The sequence below is a fragment of the Sorangium sp. So ce363 genome (assembly GCF_051520435.1).
Taxonomy (GTDB): Bacteria; Myxococcota_A; Polyangia; order Polyangiales; family Polyangiaceae; genus Sorangium; species Sorangium cellulosum_B.
In genome coordinates this window covers 9,232,658-9,257,659 of the sequence record NZ_CP150333.1, presented here as the reverse complement: position 1 = coordinate 9,257,659, position 25,002 = coordinate 9,232,658, and the positions used below count along the sequence as shown (strand labels likewise).

The 25,002-nt window shown below is 66.1% G+C and carries 7 protein-coding genes; 3 read left to right on the top strand and 4 right to left on the bottom strand.

All coding sequences use genetic code 11. The features are described 5' to 3' along the window. Nucleotides 1–22: 22 nt before the first annotated feature. The 4 genes from WMF12_RS34830 to WMF12_RS34815 all read right to left on the bottom strand — a co-directional run bounded on the left by WMF12_RS34830 (nt 23) and on the right by WMF12_RS34815 (nt 21,254). Complete coding sequence (locus tag WMF12_RS34830) at nt 23–7,459, bottom strand: SpvB/TcaC N-terminal domain-containing protein (RefSeq protein ID WP_437852305.1); 7,437 nt, start codon at nt 7,457–7,459, stop codon at nt 23–25. Between the two features lie 17 nt (nt 7,460–7,476). Next, entirely contained in the window at nt 7,477–8,748 is a 1,272-nt protein-coding gene (locus WMF12_RS34825) for a glycosyltransferase (protein WP_437852304.1), read from the bottom strand. Nucleotides 8,749–8,793: 45 nt separating this feature from the next. Next, nucleotides 8,794–19,485: a neuraminidase-like domain-containing protein gene (locus WMF12_RS34820; RefSeq protein ID WP_437852303.1), complete on the bottom strand. Its 10,692-nt coding sequence runs from the start codon at nt 19,483–19,485 to the stop codon at nt 8,794–8,796. A gap of 941 nt (nt 19,486–20,426) precedes the next feature. Further along, on the bottom strand, nt 20,427–21,254 hold the full coding sequence (locus WMF12_RS34815; RefSeq protein ID WP_437852302.1) for a hypothetical protein: 828 nt from the start codon (nt 21,252–21,254) through the stop codon (nt 20,427–20,429). Between the two features lie 641 nt (nt 21,255–21,895). On the opposite strand from WMF12_RS34815, the gene WMF12_RS34810 reads away from it, so the two are divergent. From WMF12_RS34810 to WMF12_RS34800, 3 genes are read left to right on the top strand one after another with little or no spacing between them, the layout of a single operon-like run. After that, nucleotides 21,896–23,125 carry an efflux RND transporter periplasmic adaptor subunit gene (locus WMF12_RS34810; RefSeq protein WP_437852301.1) on the top strand — a complete coding sequence of 410 codons (1,230 nt, stop codon included), beginning with the start codon at nt 21,896–21,898 and terminating at the stop codon, nt 23,123–23,125. Then, nucleotides 23,122–23,820 (top strand): ABC transporter ATP-binding protein, encoded by a 699-nt coding sequence (locus tag WMF12_RS34805; protein ID WP_437740990.1) that lies wholly within the window; start codon nt 23,122–23,124, stop codon nt 23,818–23,820. Before WMF12_RS34810 ends, WMF12_RS34805 begins: the two co-directional genes overlap by 4 nt. Next, nucleotides 23,817–24,983: an ABC transporter permease gene (locus WMF12_RS34800; protein WP_437852300.1), complete on the top strand. Its 1,167-nt coding sequence runs from the start codon at nt 23,817–23,819 to the stop codon at nt 24,981–24,983. Before WMF12_RS34805 ends, WMF12_RS34800 begins: the two co-directional genes overlap by 4 nt. The last annotated feature ends 19 nt before the right edge of the window (nt 24,984–25,002 follow it).

Below are 25,002 nucleotides of genomic sequence, written 5' to 3'. Positions count from 1 at the left end.
CTCCGCTCCGAGACTCCATGGTTCATCGGATGTATCTAAGGTGTCCAAACGAGTACTCCGTTCCGCTTATCGTCAATTCAGTCGTTGCCATTCTTATCACGCCGCCCGGTGACACCACAAGCACCTTTACGGGGCCGTCCATCAGGACCGGGGTAAGTATTCTATGGTTGCCGTACTGCACCACACGGGTACCCATCGGTTTGTTAGGTATGGATTCGAGTGCAGCCCGGATCGCAATGACGGCCTCTTCCCTCGGGAGGCCGCGCTCGTTGACCCGTCGGACGGCCTCGGCGATCCTCCCACGCTCCTGCGTGATGCTGCTGCCGATTTTCTCACCCTGGATACGTGCTGAATCCAGCAGGGGGCCGCCTTGCGGCTGACCAGCGACTCGTGGAGATTTTTCGACTAGGACGGTCCCTTTCAGCGTAGCGGTACCTTCGCCCGCTGCCGCCGTGCCTCCCTTCGCTCCTGTCGAGCCTGCCTCGGGCTGACGCGCCGGCTCTGCCTTCGGGGGCTCGGGCGGTTTCTTGCCGTCGCCGCCCTTCCCCCCGCTGCCGGTCGTCAAGGCCAGCAGCGCAGCCCCGGTGGGTGCGACCCCGACCGCGCCGCCGCCTACCTCCGCGACCGCTACGGCCGCGCCCGGGGCGGTGAGCCGGAGGCCGGGGGTGATGGCTCCGCCACCTGCGGCTGCCCGCAGAACCATAGCGAACGGCAGGAGCGCCCTGGCCCGCTCCGTGGTAGCGCCCTGACTGTCCCCCGCCTGCTCGAGCTTCTCTGCCTGCTGGAGATGGCGTTGCATCACCACCGCGGGGTTTCTCTCCCTGGTCGCGTGGTAGAAGCCCTCCTCCTTTACATCGCTATAGAAGCTCTGCGCGATGGCGATGGGATCGATGTGGACCACGGAATCGATCGCCTCCGTGACCGCCGTGCTCGTGCCGATCAGGCTCTCTTTGACAGCCTTTTCGGCTTTTCGGATCCCGGGGGTCGACGCGTACATGGCCCAGGCAAGCAGCTTGGCCTGTTCCCAGGTGCCAAACTCTTCACCTTCGTTCCCGCTCGGATCATGTAGCCGAACCGGATTCCCCATTACATAGTTATACAATCCTGGACCATCCACCATCCCCGCCGGATCTGCGCTCGTCCACCTCCCGAGCCAAGGCGCGTAGTACCGCGCCCCATGGTAGTAGAGCCCCGTTTCCTCGTCTTTCTCCTTCCCCGTGTACCGATACCGCCGCTGCGATACTTCGATGCCTGACGCCGCCGACCAGTAAGCTGTCGTCCCGTACGGGTGGTACTCCTCGTAGCCGATCACGAGCCCTGCCCCGTCCACCTCCAGCGACGCCGATCCGAGGTGGTTGTCGAGCTGGTAGCGCACCCGCGGCGTCACCGTGAACGGCCCCGTGGTGTCGACCGTCTTGGTCTCGACCATGGCCACCCGTCGCGCGCTATCCATCACGTGCAGCGTCTGTCGCTCGAGCACGAGCCCCGTCGCGTCGCGCTTGCGGTAGACCTCGTAGCCGCCGATGTAGATGCGCTCCTCGACGAGCCCGCTGTGCTCCCAGACCTTGCGAACGCGCTGCCCGGCGGCGTCGTAGGCGTAATACACGACTCCGCCGCCGTCGAGATCGGTGCTTCGCAGCTGGTCGTTCTCATCCCACGTGAGCGCTTGGATGTGGGGCATGGCCGTCATGTTGCCGTGGGCATCATGGGCATACATCGGGCTCGACGGCTCGTCCTCAGGATCCCCGAACGTGCTCACGAGCCGGTTGCTCGTCATCTCGTAGGAATACCGCCGGATCCAGGTCCCCGCGCCGGCCAGATGCTCCACTCGCTGGATGTTGCCGACGGCGTCGTAAAAGTACTGCTCGGTATAGTTCCTGAGCGCCTGCGGGTCGTTCGGGTGGGGCAGCGCCTGGATCGGCAGGTCGTTCTGGTCGCGCTGCACGTCGGCGAGCCCGCCCGCGTGCTCTCGTCCCGTCGCCTCGATCAGGCGATAGACCGCGTCGTAGGCGTACTGAGCGTTCGGTGACACCACGGCGTTGTTGAAGAACACCGTCTGCTGCGCGCTGTCCTTGATCTCGACGATGTTCCCGACGGGGTCGTACGTGTACGTCAGGTTCTGGAGAACGGCGCCGTCCGAGCTGCGCGTCGTCCGGAGGCGCGCGAGCCGGGAGGTCAGCGGATCGTACGTGTATTCCGTGGACGTGCCGTTGCCGTAGTCGATCCGCTCTCGCTGGCCCTTCGCGTCGTAGTCGATGTTGTCAACGAACGTCGTCCATGCCGCCGCGCCCGGAATCCACACCTCGATGCGTTCGAGCAGGCCCGCCTCGTTGTACGTGGGCTTGATCTCGCTCGCATCCGGCGCGATCTGGCTCGTCGGCCGGTTCAGCGCGTCGTACTCCGTCTGCATCTCGAAGCTCTCGGCCTCGAGCAGCGGGGCGGCCGCGGCGGCGATGGCCGACACGTCCGTGAGCGCCGAGAGCACCGACCAGTCGGCGCCAGCATGCACCTCGCTGCGCAGCCGGCGCGACGCCTGCAGCAAGTTGCCCTTGAAGTCGTACGCCTGGCTGGTCACCACACCCGCACCATCATACACCTGGAACGCCCGCCCGCGAAGGTTGCGTTGCAGTGCTTCCGGATGCGCTTCGCCATAGACCACGCGCCTGACGAGGCGCTCGGGCTCGCCGTCGAGGAACAACCACGTGCGTGTCAGGCGTTGTAGGGTATCGTAGGTGTGACGGCGATTCTGCCTCCTGCCGTTATAACTGCGCACCGACTTGTTGCCGATATCAACGACGTCCAGGTGAGCTCCACCGTCCGGGCTCGCCGTCGAAAAACGCCGCCCAAGGACGTCGAACTGCTCGGTAACCGCCTCGACGCCGCGCGCGTCGATCACACGGAGCACATGGCCTTGCACATCGAGCTTCCTGCGCGTCTCGTGGGAGGGGGCATTCACCCCGTGGATCCTGTTGGGGATCACGGTCCAGAAGGCACGTCCGAGCGCGTCGAGGTACGTGGCCGACGGCGTGTCCGCGTGCTCGAGCGCGAGCGTCGCGGCCCGCTGCTCTGCAGCGCTCGCCGAGCCCGACTGCCGTTCGGCCAGCCAGGGCGTGCCGATGACGGCGTCGTTCTGATCGAACGTCCGTGTGAGCCAGGCATCGAACTCCGCGCGGGATTCGGCTCCGTCGGGAAACTCCGTACGGATGACGCGATCGAGCGGGTCGTAGTGCACGATAGGAGTGACGCCCCATTCCACCAGGTCCGACTCGCCCTCGTATTCCGCGGTGGAGCTGAAGAACGGCTCGAACTGCTTGACCGGATTGCCCTTGTTGTTGAAGACGGTGCGGCCCGTCCCGACCCAGCGGGCCGTCACGGGCCCGATGACGAGCGCGCCATTCCCGTCGCGCACGAGGACACCTTGGCCGTCGCGGAGCGGCGCGTCGCCGGGCTCGGCCTGAACCTTCTGCATCACCACGCGACCGAAGCCGTCGCAGTAGGCGAGGCTCTCTCGAAACGGCGTGGTTGGGCTGTCGGCATGGTGCACCTCGCGCGTGAACGTGTGCACGAAGGTCGGCTTCTGCTCGACCTGCCAGCGAAGAATGTCGTATTCGATGCGCGACGTCGGGTTGTCGAGCGTATCGCCCTCGTTCGCGCTGACTTTGCCCATCACGGCGCTACGGACGACCTCGCCGAGCGCGTCGAAGGCGACGGCGGAGCGGTTGAGGTTCGGGTCGGTGACGTGCCATGGGGCAAGGACGCGGTAGTCGTTCTCGGCCTGGACCTGATTGTTCAGCGGATCCGTCGTGGTCTCGATGAGCAGCGCAAAGTCGTCGTAGGTGACGAAGGAGTGCTCGCCGAACGGGTCGACCGCTTCAACGGGGAGGTAGAAGCGCGCGGGATCGAAGACGAGGTGGCCGCTGGCCGTCCAGTACCCCCCGTCGCGCTGGACATAGCGCCCCTCGGACAACAACACCGCAGGGTCGAACGCCGTCGCGCTGAACTGCCCTGAATCCTGGACGATCTCGCTCACGAGCCCCGGTGTCAGCGCGAGCTCGTAACGCTTGTACGGAAGCGCCAGGGATTCGACTTCACCGAGCGGCAAAGGCCCGGTAAGGTCGTCCTTGTAAAAGACCTGCTGCGTTCGCTGGATCAGGCGGCGCTGGGGTGCAAGGCCGGTCGACTCGCCCTCGTAGGGCAAATCGTCCTCCGGATCGAGCATATCGAGGACACCCGTCCCCTGGTCATCGTGCAGCGCGGAGCGAGCCAGCAAGCCCTGTCCAGCCGCCGGCAGCGTGAGCCCGGTGAGCTCGAAGTGCCGCTCTTCGCATCGCAGGCCAACCCTGTACCACGTGTCTTCCGCTGGCTTGTTGATGAAATCGGCCTCCGATACCGTCGCCCACGCGCGCCGCTGCTCCGGCTCTCCCGTGGCGCGTGCATACGCGAGCGACACCCTGCGCTCGACGTTACCGAAATCGTCGACGTCAATCACGAGCTCGTGGACGACGCGCGGATCGTCGGCCTTGCGCTCGCTGTGAATGAGGACACGCTCTCGCTCATGCACCATGAAGACGCCGTGCCGCGTGCCTTCGCTCGTCTTGATGCGCCTGACGCTGAAGCTCTGCTCGGTCGTGACATACGGGATGTTCTCCTTGTCTGTGCCGTCCAGAGCATAGACCTCTTGACGCAGCAGGCGCCCGCGCAGCGCTCGCGCCGCCTCGCGCTCGTCCTGAATGGACATGCCCTGCGGGAGCACGGTGTCCTTCAAGAGCAGGGCGGCCGGCCCCTTCTGGAAGTACTCCTCCGCCAGCTCCCGTTCGAGCCGCTCTTTCTCGAGCCAGGCGCCCGTGTGATACCAGCTCACCGTCCGTGCCGGCGCCTGGAAGAGCTCGGTCCCGGAGGCTCCCACCGTGAACTCCTCCGCGTCGCGCTGCTCGACGCGGGCGAACCCACGAAACTCGCGCTCCACGCCGTCGAAGAACCCATGCCGATAGCGATACGTCGTCACGAACCGGCTCTTCGAGATTGCGTCGACCCGCTCGACATGATCGACCACGTGCACGGGGAAGGGAAGGCGCGTGAGCCATTGGATGCCGGCGGCCTTGTCCTCGAGGTAAAACTTCGTCGACGGCGCGTAGCTGACCGTCGTCTCGACGCCGAGGTTGTTGACGACCGAGCGGAGCAGGTGCGGCTTCGCGCCCGCCATCAGATCTACGTAGAAGATGGAACGCGCGGTGGGGAGAGGGGACGACCAGACCAGGCACGCGGTACCCTGGCCGAGCAGATCGACGATGCCAAGCCGTGCAACACTGTCCACCGGCGGCAGCGAGCGAATGGGCACCGGCGCAGCGAGGCGATTGCCGGATTCGTTCAGGTAGAGGGCGACGCTATCGCTCCCCAGATACAAGATGTCGCTGGTGCCGGAGCCGTCGACGTCGCCGAAGCGGACGCGCCGCGCGTCGAACTCGTCCATGGCCGCGAAGACGGGGCCATTCTCCAGCGTGACCTTCTTGCCGAAGCGCCCATAGCCGAGGTTGGGCCAGTAGCACACCTCGCCGTTGCGCACGCGGACGATGTCGACGAGCCCGTCGCCGCTCATGTCGGCGAGCTGGATGCTCTGCTCCGGATCCGCGAACACGACCGCCGGCCCGCGCTCGTCGTCGTCCGTATAGAAGACGCGCTGGGCTTCGCCAAAGCCCTGCTTCGCCTTCGAGCGGTACCAGACGAACGCGTGGTCCTCGGTGATCAGCAGATCCGCGAGGCCGTCGCCATCGAGGTCGATGAAGCGCAAGTTCGGATCCATCCAGTCGATGTTCGGAAGGGACTCGAACGTCCGGAGCGCTTCGAAGCCACCCTCTGGCGTGCTCGAGAAGTACCCGGAGAGCGGGGCGCCGTAGGCGACCAGATCGAGCTGGCCATCCCCACCGAGGTCCTCCAGCTGCTGGATGCCCCCCACGAGCGTGCTCGGCGCGGGCAACGCGGAGAGGGTGCGGGGCGCCTCCAGCTTTCCTTGCCCGCGGTTCGCCTTGTAGTACCAGGTCGACCCTTCGTCGATGAGCACCCCGGGGATGCCCTCGCCGTTGAGATCGATCCACTGCTTGGCAGCTCCGTCCACGCCGCCCTCGATCCCCACGAGGCTGTCGCGCGGGAGCACGCTCAGCGTGTCGTTGATGACGGGCCGCACGTAGTCGAGGCGCAGCGTGGGGAGCACCTGGCGCTGCCAGGTGCTCGTGACCGTGTCGAACAGATAACCCGCCTGCGTGACACCCACGAGATAGGTGAACGCTCCGCTGGCATCATACTCGAAGTCCGTCGACCTGACGAGCACCGGCGTGCCATTGGCGGGGAAGCGGTGAAACATGAGCACGCGGCGGCAAAGCCGGTACGTGCGCACCTCGAACGTGGCCCTGTAGCTCGAGAACGGGTCCTGGCGGACCGTCCAGGGCGCGGACCCCGGTCCGGAGTCCGCCGGTGTGGGTACGGCGGTGGTGGTCGTCTCGGCGGGCGCGTGCTCGCCGTAGTCGAACACCATCTCCATCATGAAGTCGCTCGCGACGAACGGGACCGCATTGCAGTATCGGACACGCTTCAGGTAACGCTGGGCAGTGGCAAGAAAGACAAAGTCCCCTCCCTGGCGCTCGAAGCGGCTCTTCTCGCTCAAGTCCGAAGGGTCGACGCCGTCGCCGTCCTCGGCCTTGTACTCGTAACGAAGGATGTTGCCCGTATCGTCGTGGCTCTCTTCGAGCAGCCACCTGAAGATGCGCGCATCGCGGCCCACCTCCGGGCCTCTGGGGTCCGCGATGCGCGTCTCGGGCGTCTGGCCATAGACGTGGGTTGTATTGTCCTTGGTGGTCACACGCCAATGCACGTCGCCGTCGTCCTTTCGGATCCAGCGCTCGATACGCGCAAAGAGGCCTTCCACCCGCGGCCTGTAGGTGCGCGCGACATGGGTACCGCGATCGAGCTCAGGCGCGCCGGTCTGGCTGAGCGTGGGGACCAGATCCTCGGCGCCCGAGAGGATGTAGTCGTCAGAATCGATGTCGTCCAGGTAGCGCGGCAGGCCCTTGTCGGTCTTCCGGGAGATGCTGGCGACCGAGAGAGCGAATCCGAGGCCGAAGGCGCCATTGCCGCCCCCGCTGTCGTACGCGAGCTCGAGCTGGGGGCCGAACCCGCCCCGCCCGGGCGACGCGGGGAGCGGAACGGCGAGCGACGAGGTGCCCGTCGCCGCGTTGACCGAGAATCTCTCGCCGATGCCGCGGATGGCACCTCCGCCCTTCGGCAGGGTGAGCGCGGGCAACAGGGGCTGCCCGCCGGGTTCGCGGCCCTTCCCGTCGCCGGACCCGCCGCCCTGGCGCGCAGCGCGCGCCTCAGCGCCCTGAACGGGCGTCGCCTGCGCGCGGTTCGTCGACGTCGTGTCCGGTTGGCCTTTACGGCCGTCGCTGGATCGCTCTCTCTTTTTCATGACGCCTCACCGACGGTTCAAGGGGCCACCACGCTCTGGATCAGTTGAATGCTGGGCTTCGGTGCCTTACTCTCCTCGGCCTGAAACAACGCCCTCATCTTCGCGAGCTTCTGCCGGATCCACTTGCTCGATGTGGCCGCCGTGAAGAGGCCGCGGAGCTGCTGCGGAGTGAGGTCGGCGACCTCGGAGACGACTCCGATGCCGCTCCTCCGGATCCTCAGGGCGTTGTCCATCTGGTCTTTGCCGTGGGGAACGATGACGATGGGGACCTGCTCCCAAATGGACTCCTTGATCGTGGCGAGGCCGCCGTGCATGAACACCACCTCGGCCTGCTTCAGGATGTCGAGCTGCGAGACCCAGGAGAAGAGGCTGACGTTCGCTGGAAGGCGGTTGTTGAGCGGGTCCACGTCAACGCCGTATTCGACGTTGAGCTGAGCGAGGAGCTTGTCGCCGACCGCGAGGACGAGATGATGGTCGTCCATCCTCTGGGTCTTCATCATATCGATCAGATTGTTGAAGAACTGCCGTGCCTTGAACTCGTAATCCTGGACTTGCGAGCCGGCGGTGCCGAAGATGAGCGATTTGTTCGTCGGGATCCCCGCCGGATTGCCGGGCAAGGAGCCTCCGCCCAGGTGCTGCCGAACGATCATGGGCTCGACGTACTTGACGTGGGCGCCATGATTCCAGTCGTCGTCGGTGAAGTCGAACGCACGGGGGCAAGGGATCAGCTCGAGCCTGTCTCGGAGCGGCTCGATGAATTGATCGATGTCGAGGCCCGGTTGCGGCGAGACGGAGTCGATGATCTTCTGCGAGACGGCGCGCGGCATGTAGACGAGCTTGGTCTTGGCGTGGAGCCTGGGCGTGTCGTCGGGGTGGCGGAGGTAGGTGGTGATGAGGATGAAAGGGATCCCGTATTTGCGATGGATGAGCAGCGTTTCGAGCGCGGTGAAGTAGCCGCCGATGAGCAGATTCGGCGCGGAGGGCCCGAGAAAGACATCATCGAGCGCGCCGCGGCAGATCGGCAGGAGATGGTGCGGCTTCCAGCGCTGGTCGAGCGGCTCGAGTTTGTTCTCGTACGAGTGCCCGAGCGGGTACACCGATGGTAAAATCTCGTGGAATATCGGGTCGCTCAGAGAATTCATGTACGGTTCCATGATGAAACGGCAATCCGGGATACCCATGAACTCCACGGTGTAGCCGGAGCTCTGCAGGGATTTGGCCAGGTTGATGCACGGAAGCCAGTGGCCCTGTTCTTTGTAGAGGTCGGGCCAGATCATTACTCTTGCCATGTTGCTCTCCTCATGACGCAGTAGAGACCGCGGACGGTTCAGGTTTCAGTCGGCGGCCGCCGCCGTGTATCTCACGATAAAGACGATATCTTCGACGGTGTCGGCGTTCAGGCCGTGTTGCTCCAGCGCCCAGGTCTCCGCGGCCCAGTTCTGGAGCAACGCCGTGGAGGCGCTGCCGCCTTTGGGCAGGGACTGCACGGCGACGCCATTTTGCGGGTTCACTTGCGCCTCGTCGCCGCCGTTCAGCGAGATGTCGGCGCCGCTCAGCGTGGCGCCGGGCTTGGTGATGACGTGAACGTCGACGTAGCCCTCGTTATTGACGATGTTGGCGAGCGTCAGCGTCATGCGGGCGCGCCGGATCACGAACGGGAAGTGCTCGGGCAGGAGCGTCATATCGACGGGCTCGCCCGGGCTGGTGAGCAGGCGGTGGAACACGTCGGGGAACTCCTTGCGGAGGCTAAGGACCCGCACGAGCCCGGTCTCCTCGTCGGAGACGACCTTGAGGAGCTTGTTGAGCCCGTCGATGATCGCGGATTCCGCGCCGTCCTTGAGCGTGCCGCCACCGTCGCGCGCGGTGTAGCTGAGCTGCATGACGGCGTCGGAGATGGTGTTGTGATCGAACTGCGGGTACGCGGTCGGCAGCTCGAGCCTCCACCGGCTGATGACCCCTGCGCCCTCGAAGGGCAGGTAGCGCTCGTCGCGGAAGTTGAGCTCGAACAGTCCTGCGTCGCTCTGCGCGCTGCTGGTCGCTATCGATTGAATGCCCACGAGGTCATGGACGAAGCGCGGGTCGTCGAAGCCGGTATACGCGTAGGCGGTCGGATTGGCCGTGCTCTGCTTGCGGATGGCGCTGCCGAGCAGGGTGAGCTTGGCGCTGACGCTGGTATGCGGCCCGGTGACGCAGGGGATCGTGAGCCGGACCGCTCGGATGCGCCGGAAGTACTGGCCAGGGTGATCGAGATCGAACAGCACCTCCGGGAGCTCGAACTCGCAGGCGCCCTTCTCGCGCAGGTCTTGAAGCGCGGCCGGGTTGATCGCGGCGAGCGAGATCGGCTTCTGGATCTCGAACTCGCGTCGGTTGCGCTCGAGGTAGGCCACTTCCATGCGCTTGAGGTCGAGGACGAGCTTCTCGCCGGCGAGCAGCCCTTGCCGCAAGCTGTCGAAGTATCCGAACTGGATGAAGCTCGTTCCATCGAGCCCGAGCTCGAACTGGAAGGTGCGCTCGGCGCTCTTCGCCACGTCGTAGGCGAGCTTGTACACCTGCTGATAAGTGCGGCTGAGCTCGCGCACCATCCACTGGTAGAGGTCGCGGCTCGTGAACTTCTCCTGCAAGAACTCGCGCACCTCTTCCGCGTGCTCCATCTGCGTTTCGTGGTTCTCGAGCTCGCGCTGCGCGATGTCGCGCCGGATCTGCGCGGCCACGATCTGCTGGTTGATCTGGTCGATCTCCTTACGCGCCAGCCGCTCTTGCAGCTTCCAATCCTCCCAGCGCCGCTCGTGGCCGGCGTTGATGCCGGCGAGGTTCGCGTTGCCTCGCGTATAGCTGGCCGCGGCGCCGAGCCCGTCGGCAATGGATCTCATCACGCTGGTGAGCGCGCTTCCGGTCTTCACGTTCACGCCAAGGAACGGAAACGGCCCCACCATGCCTGCCTCAGGGTCGGGGATAGGCGCGAACAGCCCGGCGAGTGTGTGGAATGCACCCTGACCCACCTCGAGCCGGGTGCTCCACTCGGTCAGTGAGATCTGTGTCCGCTCGCTCTTGCTGATGCGAGCGCGCGTGCGGTACTCCGTGTGGCGCTCCTCGGCGAGCGCACGCGAGAGCTCGAGCGCCCTGATGTTCTCCTCGGCCTCGGCGATCTGCGCCTGCCGCACCCGGCGCACGAGCTCCAGCATCTTGATCTCATGCCCCTGGCGCACGAGCTGAAGATCCTCGGCGTCCTTCTTCTCGAGCGCCGCGAGCAGCGCTGCCCCGAAGCCCTTGAGCTCGTTCGCGAGATCGACCGCTCGCTGGATCCACGTGCCGAAGCGGTAGCAGGGCAGCGGCGCGTTGAGCTGCGCGAGCACGCTCCCGAGGTCGAGGCCCGCCGCGGCGGCGCGCACGAGCAGGGCCGGGTCGATGGGGGGCTCGAACAGCTTGAGCTGACGCTTGACCCCATCGATGTTCATGCTGTTTCTTATCTTGAAGAGACGGTCCTGCACCGTGTCCCAGTAGCCATCGAGCCGCTCGTTCCTCGGCACGCAGAAGAAGAGGGTCCTGAGCGAGAGGTTCTTGATCGAGGCCGTCGCCGAGTCCTCTTGCGCGAGCTGGGTCTGCTTGAGGTGCTCGCTGTTGCTCACGAGCCGGTATTCGACGTCGACGATGGCGTTCGAGAAGCTCGTGATCCCCTTCGTCTTGAGCTCGCGGTACGTGTACCTGGGCTCACCCGTCAGCGGCTCGACCGCCTCGGGGCGGTCGCCGAGCAGCTCGGCCGCGAGGATGTAGAGCTGCGTCGCTTGATTGATGGCCTCGATCGTGTCCAGCCGGAAGAGCTGATCCGCCCAGGCGATGAGGTTGTCGAGATACTTCATCACCACGGACTTCTGGTACGCCACCAGCCGCTGCCGCGCGATGAGGTGCGGATTGAAGGGGTTGCGCCGCCAGTCGTCGATCAGCGCGGTGAGCTCCTGGCGATCGTAGGTCGACAGCGTCTTCGTGAGCCCCAGCGTCTCCGAGAGGCTGTCGGTCGCGTCCTTGTTGGCGAAGAACGGCAGGAAGTTCCAGTAGCGGCAGCCGGCCGGCAGGCGCTCGACCCAGCGCTTGGTCTGCTCGTATCGCGTGAGCTCCTGCTTGGGGTCGAAGACATAGTGGTACCATTTCATGGCGTCTTCGAACTTCAGGTCCTGGCTCAGGCGCCCCGCGATCAGCATCGGCAGATGGAAGAAGAGCTCCCAGTTGTAGATACCGAACGGCGTCCCGTAGCCGAACTCGATCGTGGGCAGCGGATACGGCTGCTTCACGCTGCGCGTCGGGTGGAGCTCCGTCTCGATCAGGCGCTGCGTCGTACCCCAGGCCTGCCTGTCGCCGGCGATGTGGTAGCCCAGGTAGAGGTGGCCGTAGTAGTTGTAGTAGTAGTTCGAGTAGTACCGGTTGTCGGCGATGGGCAGCGCCTGCGTCGCGCGGTTCATGATGCCTTCCGGCCCGAACGCCTGCAGGCGCTTTCGCACCTCCGTCACCAGCGGATGGTTGAACGTCGAGAACGAGGCGACTTGCGTCTTTTCCCGGCTCAGGCCCGACTGCGTCACGACCCCCTTGCTCACGGCAAACAAGCTCGTGGAGGGTGTCTCGTAGAAGAAGGGCTTGAGCTCGGCGCTGCCAAGATAGGGGAAGTTCGTGCCGAAGACGCGGAAGGCGCCCGGGGTCCTCCGGAAGAACGGCGCGTTGCCCAGGAATCGAAGCTCATCGCCGGCGTTCCTGGCGTGGACGATGTAATCCACCTCGACGGCGGCGTTCTGCACGAGCAGGGTTCCTTCCGGCCAGCTCTCTCCCACCTTGAGCACGAGGTCGCTGGACCCCAGCGTGTCGTCGCCCGTGTGCCAGATGGCGAACGTGCCGAGCCGCTTCGGTCTGAGGAGGTTCTTGTCTTTCCAGAGCCATTCGGCGAGCGAATCGCCCCGGCTCACGCCGTCCGCACTCGGAATGTTCGTCTTGACGACATCCACCGACACGTACTCGCTGCTCCCGACGGCGACACGCAGGTGGTAGCCCGCCGTCCGGGGCTTGTCTTCGCCAAGCTCGCGATCGAAGATCGTCTCCGCGTCGTCATCGGTCACGCGGCTCTTGGAGAGCTTGGGCTTGAGCCACTTGTTCTCGGAGGCCACGTACTCGCTCCACATGAGGCGGATCTCCGCCTGGAACTCGGCGTGCACGGCTCCGGCGTTGTCTCCGTCCACGTGGTTCTTGTTCGCCGGCAGGGGCTTCGGCTTCTGCTTGCTCTGCACCAGGGGCCAGAACAGGTGGAGGCGCCCATTGAAGACGACCGGCGCGACGACGTCGGCGTTGATATCGAGGTTGATCTTCTTCCACGGCGTCCAGATCCCGTCGTGGAACTGCTTGGCCTGGAACGTCCGGTAATAGAAGCTCCGTGACTGGAAGCGCGTGCGCCCCACGACGTGAAGGACGTGGTTGACGCCGGCAGAAAAGACCTCCTCAGCGTAGGTGCCTACCACCTCGAGGTTCGACACCTCGCTCATCTTCTCCAGGTAGTTTTGGAGGGCCGTGAGGCCCCGCTCGTGCGTGATGTCGCCCTCGACGAGCTCATTCTCGAGCTCCGTGAAGAACTCGGTCTTGTCGTCGCGCAGCTCCGGCTCGATCCAGTTCTCGGGGTAGAGGAAGACCTTGCGGTTGGCCTCCCAGACCCGGTAGTTCTGCATCCACGCCCACTGGTCCTTGGCCTGCTCGAGCTGGATCAGCGAGGCGTTGTCCTCGAGCCCGAGGAAGACGCGCTGGACGAAGAGCTGCACGACGTTCAGAGCGAGCCGGATACGCGAGATGAGCGTGTCGGGCTCCATCTCGACGTCGATCAGGAAGTGAGCGAAGAGGTCGTTCTCGTCGACGAAGTCGGGCTTCTGCTCGCCGTTCACGCCGTCGACCTCGACGGCGCCGGTCGTGAGGTATCCCGTGAGCGCGTCGCGCTGGCGTCGCCGGAGCGGGTCGCGCAGCGGCTTGAAGACCTCCTTCCAGGCATCCCTGCTGAACTGCGATCGGAAGGCGTTCCTGAGCTGAACGGCGGCGCCGATGGTCGGCGCTGGGCTGAGCAAGAGGTCGATGATCTGGCTCGCGTTGAGCTCGAGCCGCCGGACGATCTGCATCGTCGCCCTGAGCATCTGCCAGAGCTTGACCGTGTTCGAGGGAATCTGGATATCATGCCAGGGCGGCGGCGGGGGTGGAGCCGGAGAGATCAGATCGAAGACGGCCAGGATGTCTTCGGTCTTCCATCCAGTGAGCGCCGCCACGTCATCGGCGCCCGCGTCGGCAGCGCCACCGCCTTCGCTCCAGAACTCGAACAGGGTCTTGCTCTTGAGCTCTACCGAACGCTGGAGGTCGAGCAGATCGATGAAGCCCGCGAGCGCCGACCACGGCACATCCGCGTCGGCGTCGCGCGCGGGGAGCGCGTTGAGCGAAAGCCCGATCGAGCTGTCCGCTTCGATCAGATATCTCAGCTCTGGCTTCTTCAGCTCGAGACCTCTGACGAGCCCGACAGCCTTGAACAGCTTGGTGTAGACATCCGTTCGGAATGGGACGATGGCGCTCGCGGGCACGGGGACCACGTCCGCGTTGCCGACTTGCCAGAGCAGCGCGACGTCCTCAGCGTTGCTATAGGTGATACGCACGTCAAGGACCGTGCCCGCCTTCAGACTCAGGACATCGTGGAGGTAGTGCCTGTTCTGTTGAACCTCGTTGAACCCATAGGTGATGCGCTGCTTGCCGTCGACCCACAAGGCGACCTCGATGCTGGGCGCCACCGGCAAGCTGACCGAGATGATGAACACGTAGTCGTCGTCCCGCGGGATGACCACGGTGGCGCTGAGTTCCCCGGGCACCGCGGTATTCCATTCCCCTTTCAGGAAGCTCTTCCAGTCGTGGAGGGCGGGGGAGAAGTCCGTGGTCAAGCTCCGGAGCGCCTTCGTGAGCAGCGTTTCGGTTTCATCACGGGCGAGGTCCATGGACTCGGCAGCCACGGTGAGAGCCGAGGCCGCCCGCGCCTGGTCGACCAGGTAGGCGCGGAGCCGATCCCACACGAGCTTGTAGCGCAGCACGCGCGAGAGACCCGCGTCGTAGGTGACCAGCTGTTCGAGGGGAACGAAGTCGGGGGTCGCCGACCAGAACCGAAGGAAATAGCGCGCCAGGAAATTCAGGTTTTGCTGCGAGAGCGGTGCGTGCACCGCTTCGTACGCTGCGAGCGCGGCATCGTACTCCGCCTGCGTAGCGAAGTCGCCCAGGTTGGGCGGCGCAGGCGGCCCCTCGACGATCTGGATCGCCCGCACGACCTTCTCGGCCGGCATGACCTTGGTGAGCGCAGCGCCCAGCGCGGCCGCGTCAGGGATCTGTTCCGGGTAGATCGCTTCGATCTCCGCCGCTGCCGCCGAGAGCCGTTGAGCGGCGCGATCCATGTCCTCCGCCGCGGGCGTGAACGGAGCGCCCGGCGCGCTCTCATGGCGCAGATAATAGGCGATCTCGGCGGCGGACATGCGCGTCGCCCGAGCTCGCTCGAGCTCTCGAATGACGGCGTAGGTGTTCAGGATGGCCGCCTGGAGATCGGTCACCTCCTCCACGAACGGGCTGCCCACGAGCGCGGTGAGGTCGTAGAACTCGGCGACCGAGAGCCCCATCGCCCTCGAGAGCGTCGCTACCCGGTGCATCTCCGTGAGCTCGGCCAGCCCGAGGTTCGTGACCGACTCTGAGACGATGACCCTCCCCCAGAGCCGCTCGATATCGGTCGAATTCAGACGGAGGGCCGCGCGGAGGTGCGCCGGATAGTCCTCGTCATCCGTCACCGTCGCGAGGTTGACCGTCGCCCCGATCCGCACCCGCTCGAGCCCTTGATACTCGGCCTGGCTCGGGGCGCCCACGAGGAAGACCTCGTCGAAGCGGCTCTTCTCGATTCGCCCGGTGCGACGCGTGTCGAGGTTCGCCCACCACGCGACGACGTCGAGCGGCGGGAGCTTCAGCGAGTCGACCAGGCGCTTCACCTGAGCGAGCCTGACGAGATTGGCGGGGATGTTGCCGCCCTCGAGGCTCATCAGATAGACGTCGAGCTCGCGCATGCTCCAGCCGAGCTTGCGCCAGAGCCGGACGAAGAAGCTGACGCGCCGCAGCGTATCCGTAGTGAGGTGCGCGATCTGGAACTCGTTGTAGTTGCACTCGACGAGCTCGTCTGTGCTCGATACGACGTGGATCCCGTGCTGATCGGCGGCCTGGAGGTGGACGAAGCGGGTATCCAGCAGGTCGAGCAGCTCCTGGTAACTCAGGCCCGCGCGGTGCAGGAATACGGGCACCAGCGTCACGAGCTTGACCCAGGCCGGCCTCGTGTCCGGGTCCCCCGGGGCCGGCTCTGGGGCGGTGATCTTGAGGGTGGGTTTGTCGGGCCGCCGGATGGTCACCTCGTCGGCGCCGGGCGGGATCACGAAGCCCCAGTACTCCGACGCCGGGCGCTCCGCGCCGAGGATCGCCTGAGCCTCGGAGGGCGTCAGGTTCAGGTAAGCGAGCGCGATGTTCACATCCCGGAGCTTCGTGTCGGCGTCGCTTGTCGAGAACGCCTCGAGGATCTCATGCTTTCGGATGTTCTTCTGCTTGAGGAAGACGTCGATTTCTTCCCTGCCGAGCGCCAGCGGCAGATGAAACGGGAAGACGGCCTGCGCGAGCTTGTCGTAAGCCTTGCGGTTGAAGTGCTCCGGGAACACCTCGAGCGAGTCGTTCGCTCCGTTGGTCTGGAGCGCTGGATAGACCGTGAGCGGCGCGGCGTTGCCATGGATTCTGAAGCGGACAGCATCGTCCTCGACGATCCACTCGTTGCTCGCTACGGTATAGGCGGCGCTCCGATTGGCGACCGCGCGCTCGCTGAGCACGTACCCTTCGGCGAAAGCCGCGCTGCGAAGCGCGCCGAGCGCCCCCGCGACGCCGTCCTTCGCCTGCTCCATCGTAGCGGGCGTGAGGCCGATGGTGAACTCGAGCGGCTCGACGACCGCTTCGAGGACCTCGTTGACGATGTCGATATAAGGCAGGACCGTGTTCGTGTTCGAGCAGGTGAGCTCGATGTCCTCGAGGTCGGGCCGGCGCTCGAACAGCGTTCTCTTGGGCGCGCCGTCGACCCACTCCAGCAGGTCCATCAGGTACGCGCCGGGGCTCAGCACCGTCTGGCAATGCTTGCAAGCACATTTGTTGAGGTCGCCGAACAGGGTGATCCAGTTCGGGAACTTGCCCGAAATCGTGTCGTCCGGTGAGTCTACGAGGTTGGGCGTGTAGCCGTGCGTCGGATCGAGCACGGTGAAGTTGACAGGCCCCGGCACGGCGCTCATACCGCCGACCTCGTTCAGGTTCGGGTGGAACTTGACCAGCGTCGCGAGGATCTCGTTCGCGTAATGAGACGCCGTGCGGTGGATATCGCGCGCCGCCGTGAGGCCACCCACGTGCTCTTCATGATCGGCCACGAATCGGTCCTCCGGGATGCGTGCGATCCGGACCGCGGAGTCGAGCGCCTGGCCGATGAGGTGAGCGGCCGCATCGAAATCGGGGGTCAAGCGAAACAAGCGCTGGAGCTGCTTGATCGAGCCGACGTTATCGGCGTTCAGCGTGAGCTCGTTGTCGGCGAGGTAGTCGTCGATGTCGCCCTTCTCGAGGCTGAAGTCGGGGTGATCCGTCAAGAACTGGCGCACCGCCACGAGGGTGGGCGTCCCCTGAATGCGGGAGACGAAGCGACGCTGCGGGCTCAGCTTGCCGAACAGGTCGTAGAGGCGCCTCGCGTAGACAGCTCCTTGCCCGTACGTGCTGTTGAACCCCGGAACATCGCCGGGGTATCGACCGTCATTGTAGCTGGTTGAGCTGGAGGCGAAGTCGGTCCAGTTCGGGTGCGCGCCGTCCAGCGTCACCGTGGCGAGATCCTCGATCGTGCGCCAGCCCGAGCTCGCTTTGTTGGCGTACACGGCGGCGACGATCGGGTAATAGCGGCCGACCTTCTCGTACATCTCGAACACGAACGTGATGTCCTCCGCCTGCTGCTCGGTCAACACGTCGTCATCGACCAGCGCGGCGAGCAGCCCGGGGAGCTCCCCGAGGTTGTCGAAATGCGCGCCGATGAGCGCCTCCTTCTTGGCCCTGAACGGGTTCTCGGCCGCGGGCAGGCCCTGGATTCCGACGGTCCGCGTCAGCCACAACGTACCGGCCGAAGCGACGGTAAAGGGCTGGGGATTTTCGCTGGTGGCCGCCGCTGCACGTGCGGCGGACGCCAGCGAGCAATTTGCAACGTTCGTGGACGAACTCGTGAAATTGTGTGTGTCGTAGTTGTTGGGCCACGATGTCACGATTGGCGCACCAACGAACGCAGCGCATGGGAGCCACAGGGTCTCCGTGGTGCCTGTCGCGGGGGTGAGCGACGGCGGATCGGCCTGGGCGCTCAGTCCAGAGACCGATGCTGAAACGGTGACACTTCCTGATATCGTTCCCTTCCAGCTATTCTTGGCAACCCGATAGACATGCGCGGCCGCCTGCCGTGCGGACGAGGTCTGGAAGTTGACGAGGGTGCCGCCCTCGCTTCCCGTCGCCACTTTGGCGTAGCCGCTCAGGCGAACACTGCCATCCAGACCATGGATGTCGGTCCACAATTGCGTCCAACCGGCCGGCGTCGTCACGGCCGGCCCATCGTGGGCCGCGAACATCACGATGAGCAGGTCGCCGGCCGTGACCGCCGAAGGCATGGCGACCTGGTGCGCCGTCGTTGCGGTGCCAAACGAGGTCTGCCTGAAGTTCAGAATCTGAGGGAATCGCTCTTCCTTGCCGAGCACGAGCTCGAGCAGCTGTTGCTGCCACGGACGGTCTCTGCTCCCGTCCAACGGGACGAAATTCATCAACTTCGCGAGCACCGTTCGCCAGGTGTCGACCAGGGTCGGATAGATGTCGACCTCGATCGCTGCGGAGATGATCCCGCGGTGGACGGCGGCGACGAGCGTCTGGAAGAACTTGTCGGGATTCACGTCGAGCAGCGCGCGCAGGTTGTCGCCGAGCCCGGCGCGCACGAGCGAATAGATGACTTCCCGCGACATGGGCGCGCTCAGCGTCGAGGGAGGAAGCTGTGTGTCGATCTCCCTCGCGATGAGCCAGGAGCGAACGAAGGCGCGGACCAGCGCTTCATCGAAGCCGCTCGAGCGAGCGACCAGGGTCAGGAAATCTGGGCGTTCATCCAGCTTGCGTACGGTCGACAGCTGGGCGGCTTCTGAGACCCCCAGGCTGGGTGTCAGCCCCGTGACCAGGCGCTCGTACTCGGAGCCGGCGTTGGCGACCACGCGATCGACCACCACGTCGAGCTGCTGCTCGCGGGCGGCATTGTAGATCACCTCCGAGGACGATAGCCTCCGCAGCTCCGTTCCCTCCGGATTCAATTTTTCGTTCGCATACAGGATCAGGTTGATCTGTCCCGCGGGTGTGCCGATCGGGATCGACGCGCTCGCCACCGGCGGCGGGCTGTAGAGGATCTCGAAGTTTCCGCCTGCGTCGCTCTCCGCCGTGCTGAGCAGGAATTCGTCGACGCCGCTGCTCGTCCAGCCAACGTGATACGCCTCGACGACGATGCCCGAAGCGGCAAGACCGATCGTGTTCCGCACGGTGCCGAAGGCGCGGTGCTTGCGCGAAGATGCGGTCCAGGTCGCGCTGCTCACGAGCTCGGCGCTCTGGCCGATGATGATGCGCACCCTCGACCCGCTCTGGATCGCGTTGAACGTCTGCGTCCAGCCCACCTCCTGCCCGTTCGCGCTATAGATCCTGAAGCGCAGATTCGCCGTCTCTCGTGTCGAGGCGAACGCCGCGACGCGCTGCAGGACCACCGGCCAGCCGCCGGTCTCCGGGTCGTAGTCGCCCTGGCCTACCTCCGTCTCGGTAGAGCCGTCGATATCGAATGCCCTCACGCGCGCGATCTCGTTCTGAGTCGGACGGTTCATGTTGGGCCAGAACAGGTCGATGTTGATGATGTAAGGGTTCGGGATTGACATGTTCTTTCCTCTCAGGCACGCTCGCGCGCGCACCTTCAACGTCGACAATGGCGCGCCATGCCCTGGCTTGCCTCATGGCCGTGCCCGGGTCGGCGCTCCCTCCAGGGAACGTGGCAGAACGTCAGCGTTGCGGCGTGATCTCGCCGCAAACCATGTGCGACAGACGCACTACGGATTCTGTCGCATTCTGATGGAATGTGCCTTCAATGTTGATTTGACATTGCGTAATCTGCGGCTGCGGAAGCTGCACGCGTCACAGGTGGCGCCGTTTTACTTGCGCTCAGGCGCTGCCCAACGAGTGGCATTCCGTGATGGACGAATATGTCAGCGTGCAGACTGCTGGTCAATCTCGGACCGGTACTTGAGACCATGCGGAGATCTCGGGAGCGAGGCATTCGAACGGTGATCCCCGTGGGGGACTGGTGATCACGGAGCGCTGACGCCGGAAACTGTCGAGGGCCGGCCGCGCCCGGTGAAGCGGCGCGTCACGGCGCGTCGACGCCCAGGTTGGCTCATGAGCTTTCCCGGGCAAGCTCCTTGATGGCCATGGCGGGCGTGCTCGAGTGCATTCGTCGACGATTGTCTCCGCCTCCGTTCGACTCCGCGCAACCGAGTCCGAGCCGTTGACGACCACGACCACGATCACGACAAGGACAACCACGTTGGTGAGCGGGGGGTGAGGGGACGAGGGCGTCGTGGCCCGAGGGCGACCCAACAAGCCTGGTGAACACCGATGCCCTCGTCCGCCTGGCTCGGAAGAGCCGGCTGTGAACCGCAGGGGTCCGGTTCCAGGAGACGCGAGCCCCGGCAACGGGGGCGCCTCCTCGATAGGACGTTATCGAGGCTCGGACATCAGCCCGGCCCTGCCCCGCGTGACGACCTCCCTCCACGGGGGGCGTGCCGCGGACGCGGAACCAGGGAGGAGCCTGAGCGACGCTGTGCTAGGCCGCCCTGGAGCGATCCACGCGGAGCTCGATCCAGGGAGAGGTCTGCTCGGCCAGGGTGCGGTAGGTGAGCGCCGCGGCGCCGACGAAGAAGAGCGCGAGCGCGGCCGGGCCGATGTCGATGGTCCCGGCCGACTCGACGGTGCCGAGCACGCTCGCGTGGAACGCGCGGAACAGGCCGAGGTGAAGCGCCGCGAGCGCCCCGCCGAGCGCGAGCGCCCAGGAGCGGTGGAACCGCGCGCGCTGGGCGTGGTGGGCGATGACCGTCTCCGAGGCGACGCAGAGGCTGCCGTGCGCGGGTGCCCGGAGCACCCAGGCCCGCGCGGCGTCGCGGTAGCCCGTGCCGGCGGCGCTCGCGTCGATCTCGCGGCGCACGGAGCCCGCGATGTAGATCGTGTCGCCGGGGCGGACCTCGGACACGTAGGCGGGCGCGCCGCCCCGTCTCGTCGGGACGAAGGTGGTGTCGAGGCTGAGCCTGCCGCTCGCCGGCTCGACCCGCACGGTGGCGCCCGAGGCGAGCCGGAGCGAGAACGCGCGCGCCCGCGTCTGACACGCGCTCGGCGCGGCGCCGGCCTGGCCGCCGCACGGGATCTCGACCGCGATCACCGCGTCTCCCGGCGCGGCGTCCTCCGCGCTCACCTCGCCGCGCAGGAGCGCAAACCCCTCGCGTATCGCGCCGGGTGATGCCGACGGGCTCCGCGCATACGCGGCGATCTGCGAGCGCCGCCGGTGGTGGAGGCAGCGCCCGATCGCGATGGCGACCGCGACACCCAGCACCACCCCGGCGACCCCGTAGACGATGAAAAGGCTCGCGACAAAACCCATCGTGACAGCGTAGACGTGCGGCGTCGGGGCGTCGAGACGGGGTGTTGGTCGCGGGAGCCCCGGGAGCGCAAGGCGCGCATCTCGCACCCTAGCCGCACCGCGGCCCCGCGCCCCGCGTCGACACAGACAGCGCCGCACAGCGCCGCAGGCACCAATCCCACCCCGTGTGTGGCGCGGAGCGCACCTTCCGCCTGCTCCGCCGCGTGGATCTCGGTGATTGGCACTTCCGCCGTTGTGCAGCGCCGTCGTTCGAGAACGTTGGTTCGATAAATGCTTATAGTTTCGATTACTTGTGGCGGTTTCCCTCCTCTCGCTCCGCTCCGGCTCCATCGCTGGAGCGATGCGCCGGTGCGCCAGCCAACGGACGTGAGGCCCGCCGCGCGCTTCGCGTGAAGGCCGGAGCGCCGCTGCACGCCAGGGAGCGCACAGCCACGGGTGAGGCGCAGGGGGCACAGCCGCGCGGCGCATTGCGGTCTGGACGGGCGGATTGCCACGGCGGGAGGCGATTTCGATATGAGGCAAGCGCCGCTCCAGGGCCGGGCGCGAGGCCGCGTCCTGCGTGTCGGGCGCGGGTGGCGCCGCGCGTCAGAAATAGGCGATAGAAGTTCAACGCGACGCCGGAAGCGTGTTAAGGAGACGCCGTGTCCGACCAGCTCAGCTCGGATCTCGCCTCGCTGCGGATCCAGCGGGACGTCGATCCCGATCGGCGGAGCCCGCTCCGCACCGTCCTCGTCGCCGCGGTCGTGCTCGCGGCGGTCGCCGGCGCCGCCGCGTTCGCCCTGCCCAGGGCGCAGAGCGCGCTCTTCAAGACCGAGGTCACCACCACGGAGGTCGCGCTGGTCTCGCCGGCGCAGGCGTCGATCTCCGTGACGTCGACCGGGTATGTGGTCCCGCAGGTCGTGTCCAAGGTCGGGGCCAAGTTCCCCGGCCGCATCGCGCGGGTGCACGTCAAGGAAGGCGACGTGGTGAAGCAGGGCGACCTGCTCGTGGAGCTCGACGACGCCGACCAGAAGAGCCTCGTGGCCGCCGCCCAGGCCAAGGTCGCGGCGGCGCGGGCGCGCGCCACGGCCTCCCGGGCGAGCATCGGCGAGGTGGAGCAGCAGCTCGCGCGGGAGCGGCTGCTGGTCGAGCGCCAGGTGACCGGCCGCGCCTCGATGGATGACCTCACCGCGCGCATGCACTCGCTCACCCAGTCGGCGGCGGCGGCCGACGCCGAGGTCAAGGCAGCTGCGGCCGACGTCGAGAGCCTCCGGGTCACGCTGGCCGACCGGAAGATCGTCGCGCCGATCGGCGGCACGATCATGTCGAAGCCGCCGGAGGTGGGCGAGGTCGTCGGCCTCGAGCTGCCGCACCTCGTCGAGATCGCCGACTTCACGTCGCTCGTCGTCGAGACCGATGTCCCGGAGACGCGCCTCTACCTCGTCGAGCCCGGCAAGCCGTGCGAGGTGGTCCTCGACGCGTATCCCTCGAAGCGGCACCGCTGCACGACGCTCGAGATCGGCAAGCGGGTGAACCGCGCCAAGGCGACCGTCCCGGTGAAGGTGAAGTTCGTCGGCGAGCCGAAGGAGGCGCTGCCGGAGATGAGCGCGCGGGTCAGCTTCCTCGCCGAGGCGCTGTCCGAGGAGGCGATGAAGGAGCCGCCGAAGCGGGTCGTCCCGGAGGCCGCGGTGGTCGAGCGGGGCGGCGCCAAGGTGGTGTTCGTGGTCAATGAGGGCCAGGTGAAGATGGTGCCCATCAAGGTGGGCGGCCCCGCGCCCGGCGGGCTGGAGCTGCTCGACGGCCCGGCCCCGGGGGCGCGCCTCGTGGCGAGGCCGTCCGCCGAGCTCGCGGACGGTCAGAAGATCAAAGAGAAGGAAAAGGGGAGCGAATGACCGAGGGGTATCGCGACGGGAAGCCGAAGCCCATTGTCGAGCTGCAGGGGGTCGGCAAGAGCTATTTCCGCGACAAGGAGCCGATCGTGGTGCTCGACAACATCACGCTCGACATCCCGGAGGGGTCGTACGAGGCGCTGATGGGGCCCTCGGGCTCGGGCAAGTCGACGCTGCTGAACCTGATCGCCGGGCTCGATCGCCCGACGCGCGGCTCGGCGCGCGTGGCGGGGCAAGACCTCACGCGGATGAGCGACGGCGAGCTGGCGCGCTTCCGCTCCAGGACGATGGGCTTCATCTTCCAGGCCTACAACCTGATGCCGGTGCTCACCGCGGTCGAGAACGTCGAGCTGCCGCTCCTGCTCACGAGCCTTTCGGCATCCGAGCGGCGGAAGCGCGCGCAGACAGCCCTTCGCGTCGTCGGGCTCGAGGAGCGGATGGGCCATTATCCCCGGCAGCTCTCCGGCGGCCAGGAGCAGCGGGTCGCGATCGCGCGGGCGATCGTGAACGATCCGACGATCATCGTGGCGGACGAGCCGACCGGCGATCTCGATCGCAAGAGCGCCGACGAGATCCTGGCCCTCCTGGAGAGGCTCAACAAGGAGTTCAAGAAGACCATCCTGATGGTCACGCACGATCCGCAGGCCGCCGAGCGCGCGACGGTGACGCGCCGGCTCGACAAGGGGAACCTGTCATGAACCTCGTCTCCGTCGCCGCCAGGAACGTCCTTCGCAACAAGTTCAGGACGCTGCTGACCGTGATCGGCGCGGTGGTGGCGGTGCTCGCGTTCGTGCTCCTCCGGACGGTGCTCTCGGCGTGGAACGTCGCCGCCGACCACGCCGCGAAGGACCGGATCGCGACGCGGCACAAGATCTCGTTCATCCTCCCCTTGCCGAAGCGCTACATGGACACGGTCCGCGAGGTCCCCGGCGTGACGGAGGGGTCCTTCATGAGCTGGTTCGGCGCCAAGGACCCGCGCGACGCCAACAATTTCTTCGCCTCGATGGCCGTCGAGTCGAAGACCTTCTTCAAGGTCTACGATGAGATGGTCGTCTCGCCCGAGGACATGGAGCGGTGGCAGGGCGACAGGAAGGGCGCCATCCTGGGCGACGTCCTCGCGACCCGGCTCAAGGTGAAGCCTGGCGACACGGTGACGCTGGAGGGGACGATCTACCCCGGAAACTGGCAGTTCAACGTCTCGGGGATCTACACGGCGACGCGCAAGTCGATCGACAGGTCGCAGTTCATCTTTCACTACGACTACCTGAACGAGTCGCTCCCCGAGCGGCAGCGCGACCAGATCGGCTGGATGGCCGCCCGGATCGACGACCCGTCGCGGAGCGCGGACATCAGCGCGGCGATCGACAAGATCTTCGACGAGAAGGACGTCCAGACGGCGACGATGAGCGAGCGGGCGATGAACCTGTCGTTCATGGCGATGATGTCGGCCGTGCTGACGGCGCTCAACGTCGTGTCCGTCATCATCCTTCTCATCATGATGATGATCCTCGGCAACACGATCGCCATGGGCGTCCGGGAGCGGACGCGGGAGTACGGCGTGCTGCGCGCGCTCGGGTTCGAGCCGAAGCACGTGAGGATCTTCATCATCGGGGAGGCGGCGACCATCGGGCTGCTGGCCGGGTTCCTCGGGCTCGTGGTCTCGTATCCGATCGTCGAGCTCGGGCTGGGCCGGTGGCTGGAGGAGGAGATGGGCGCCTGGTTCCCTTATTTCCGGATCGAGCCTTCGACGATGGTCCTGGCGGTGCTGCTCTCGATGGGGCTGTCGCTCGTCGCGTCGCTCATCCCGGCGTACAACGCCTCGAAACTCTCGGTCACCGACGCGCTCCGGCGCGTGGCGTGAGCGACCACGCAGCCTGTCT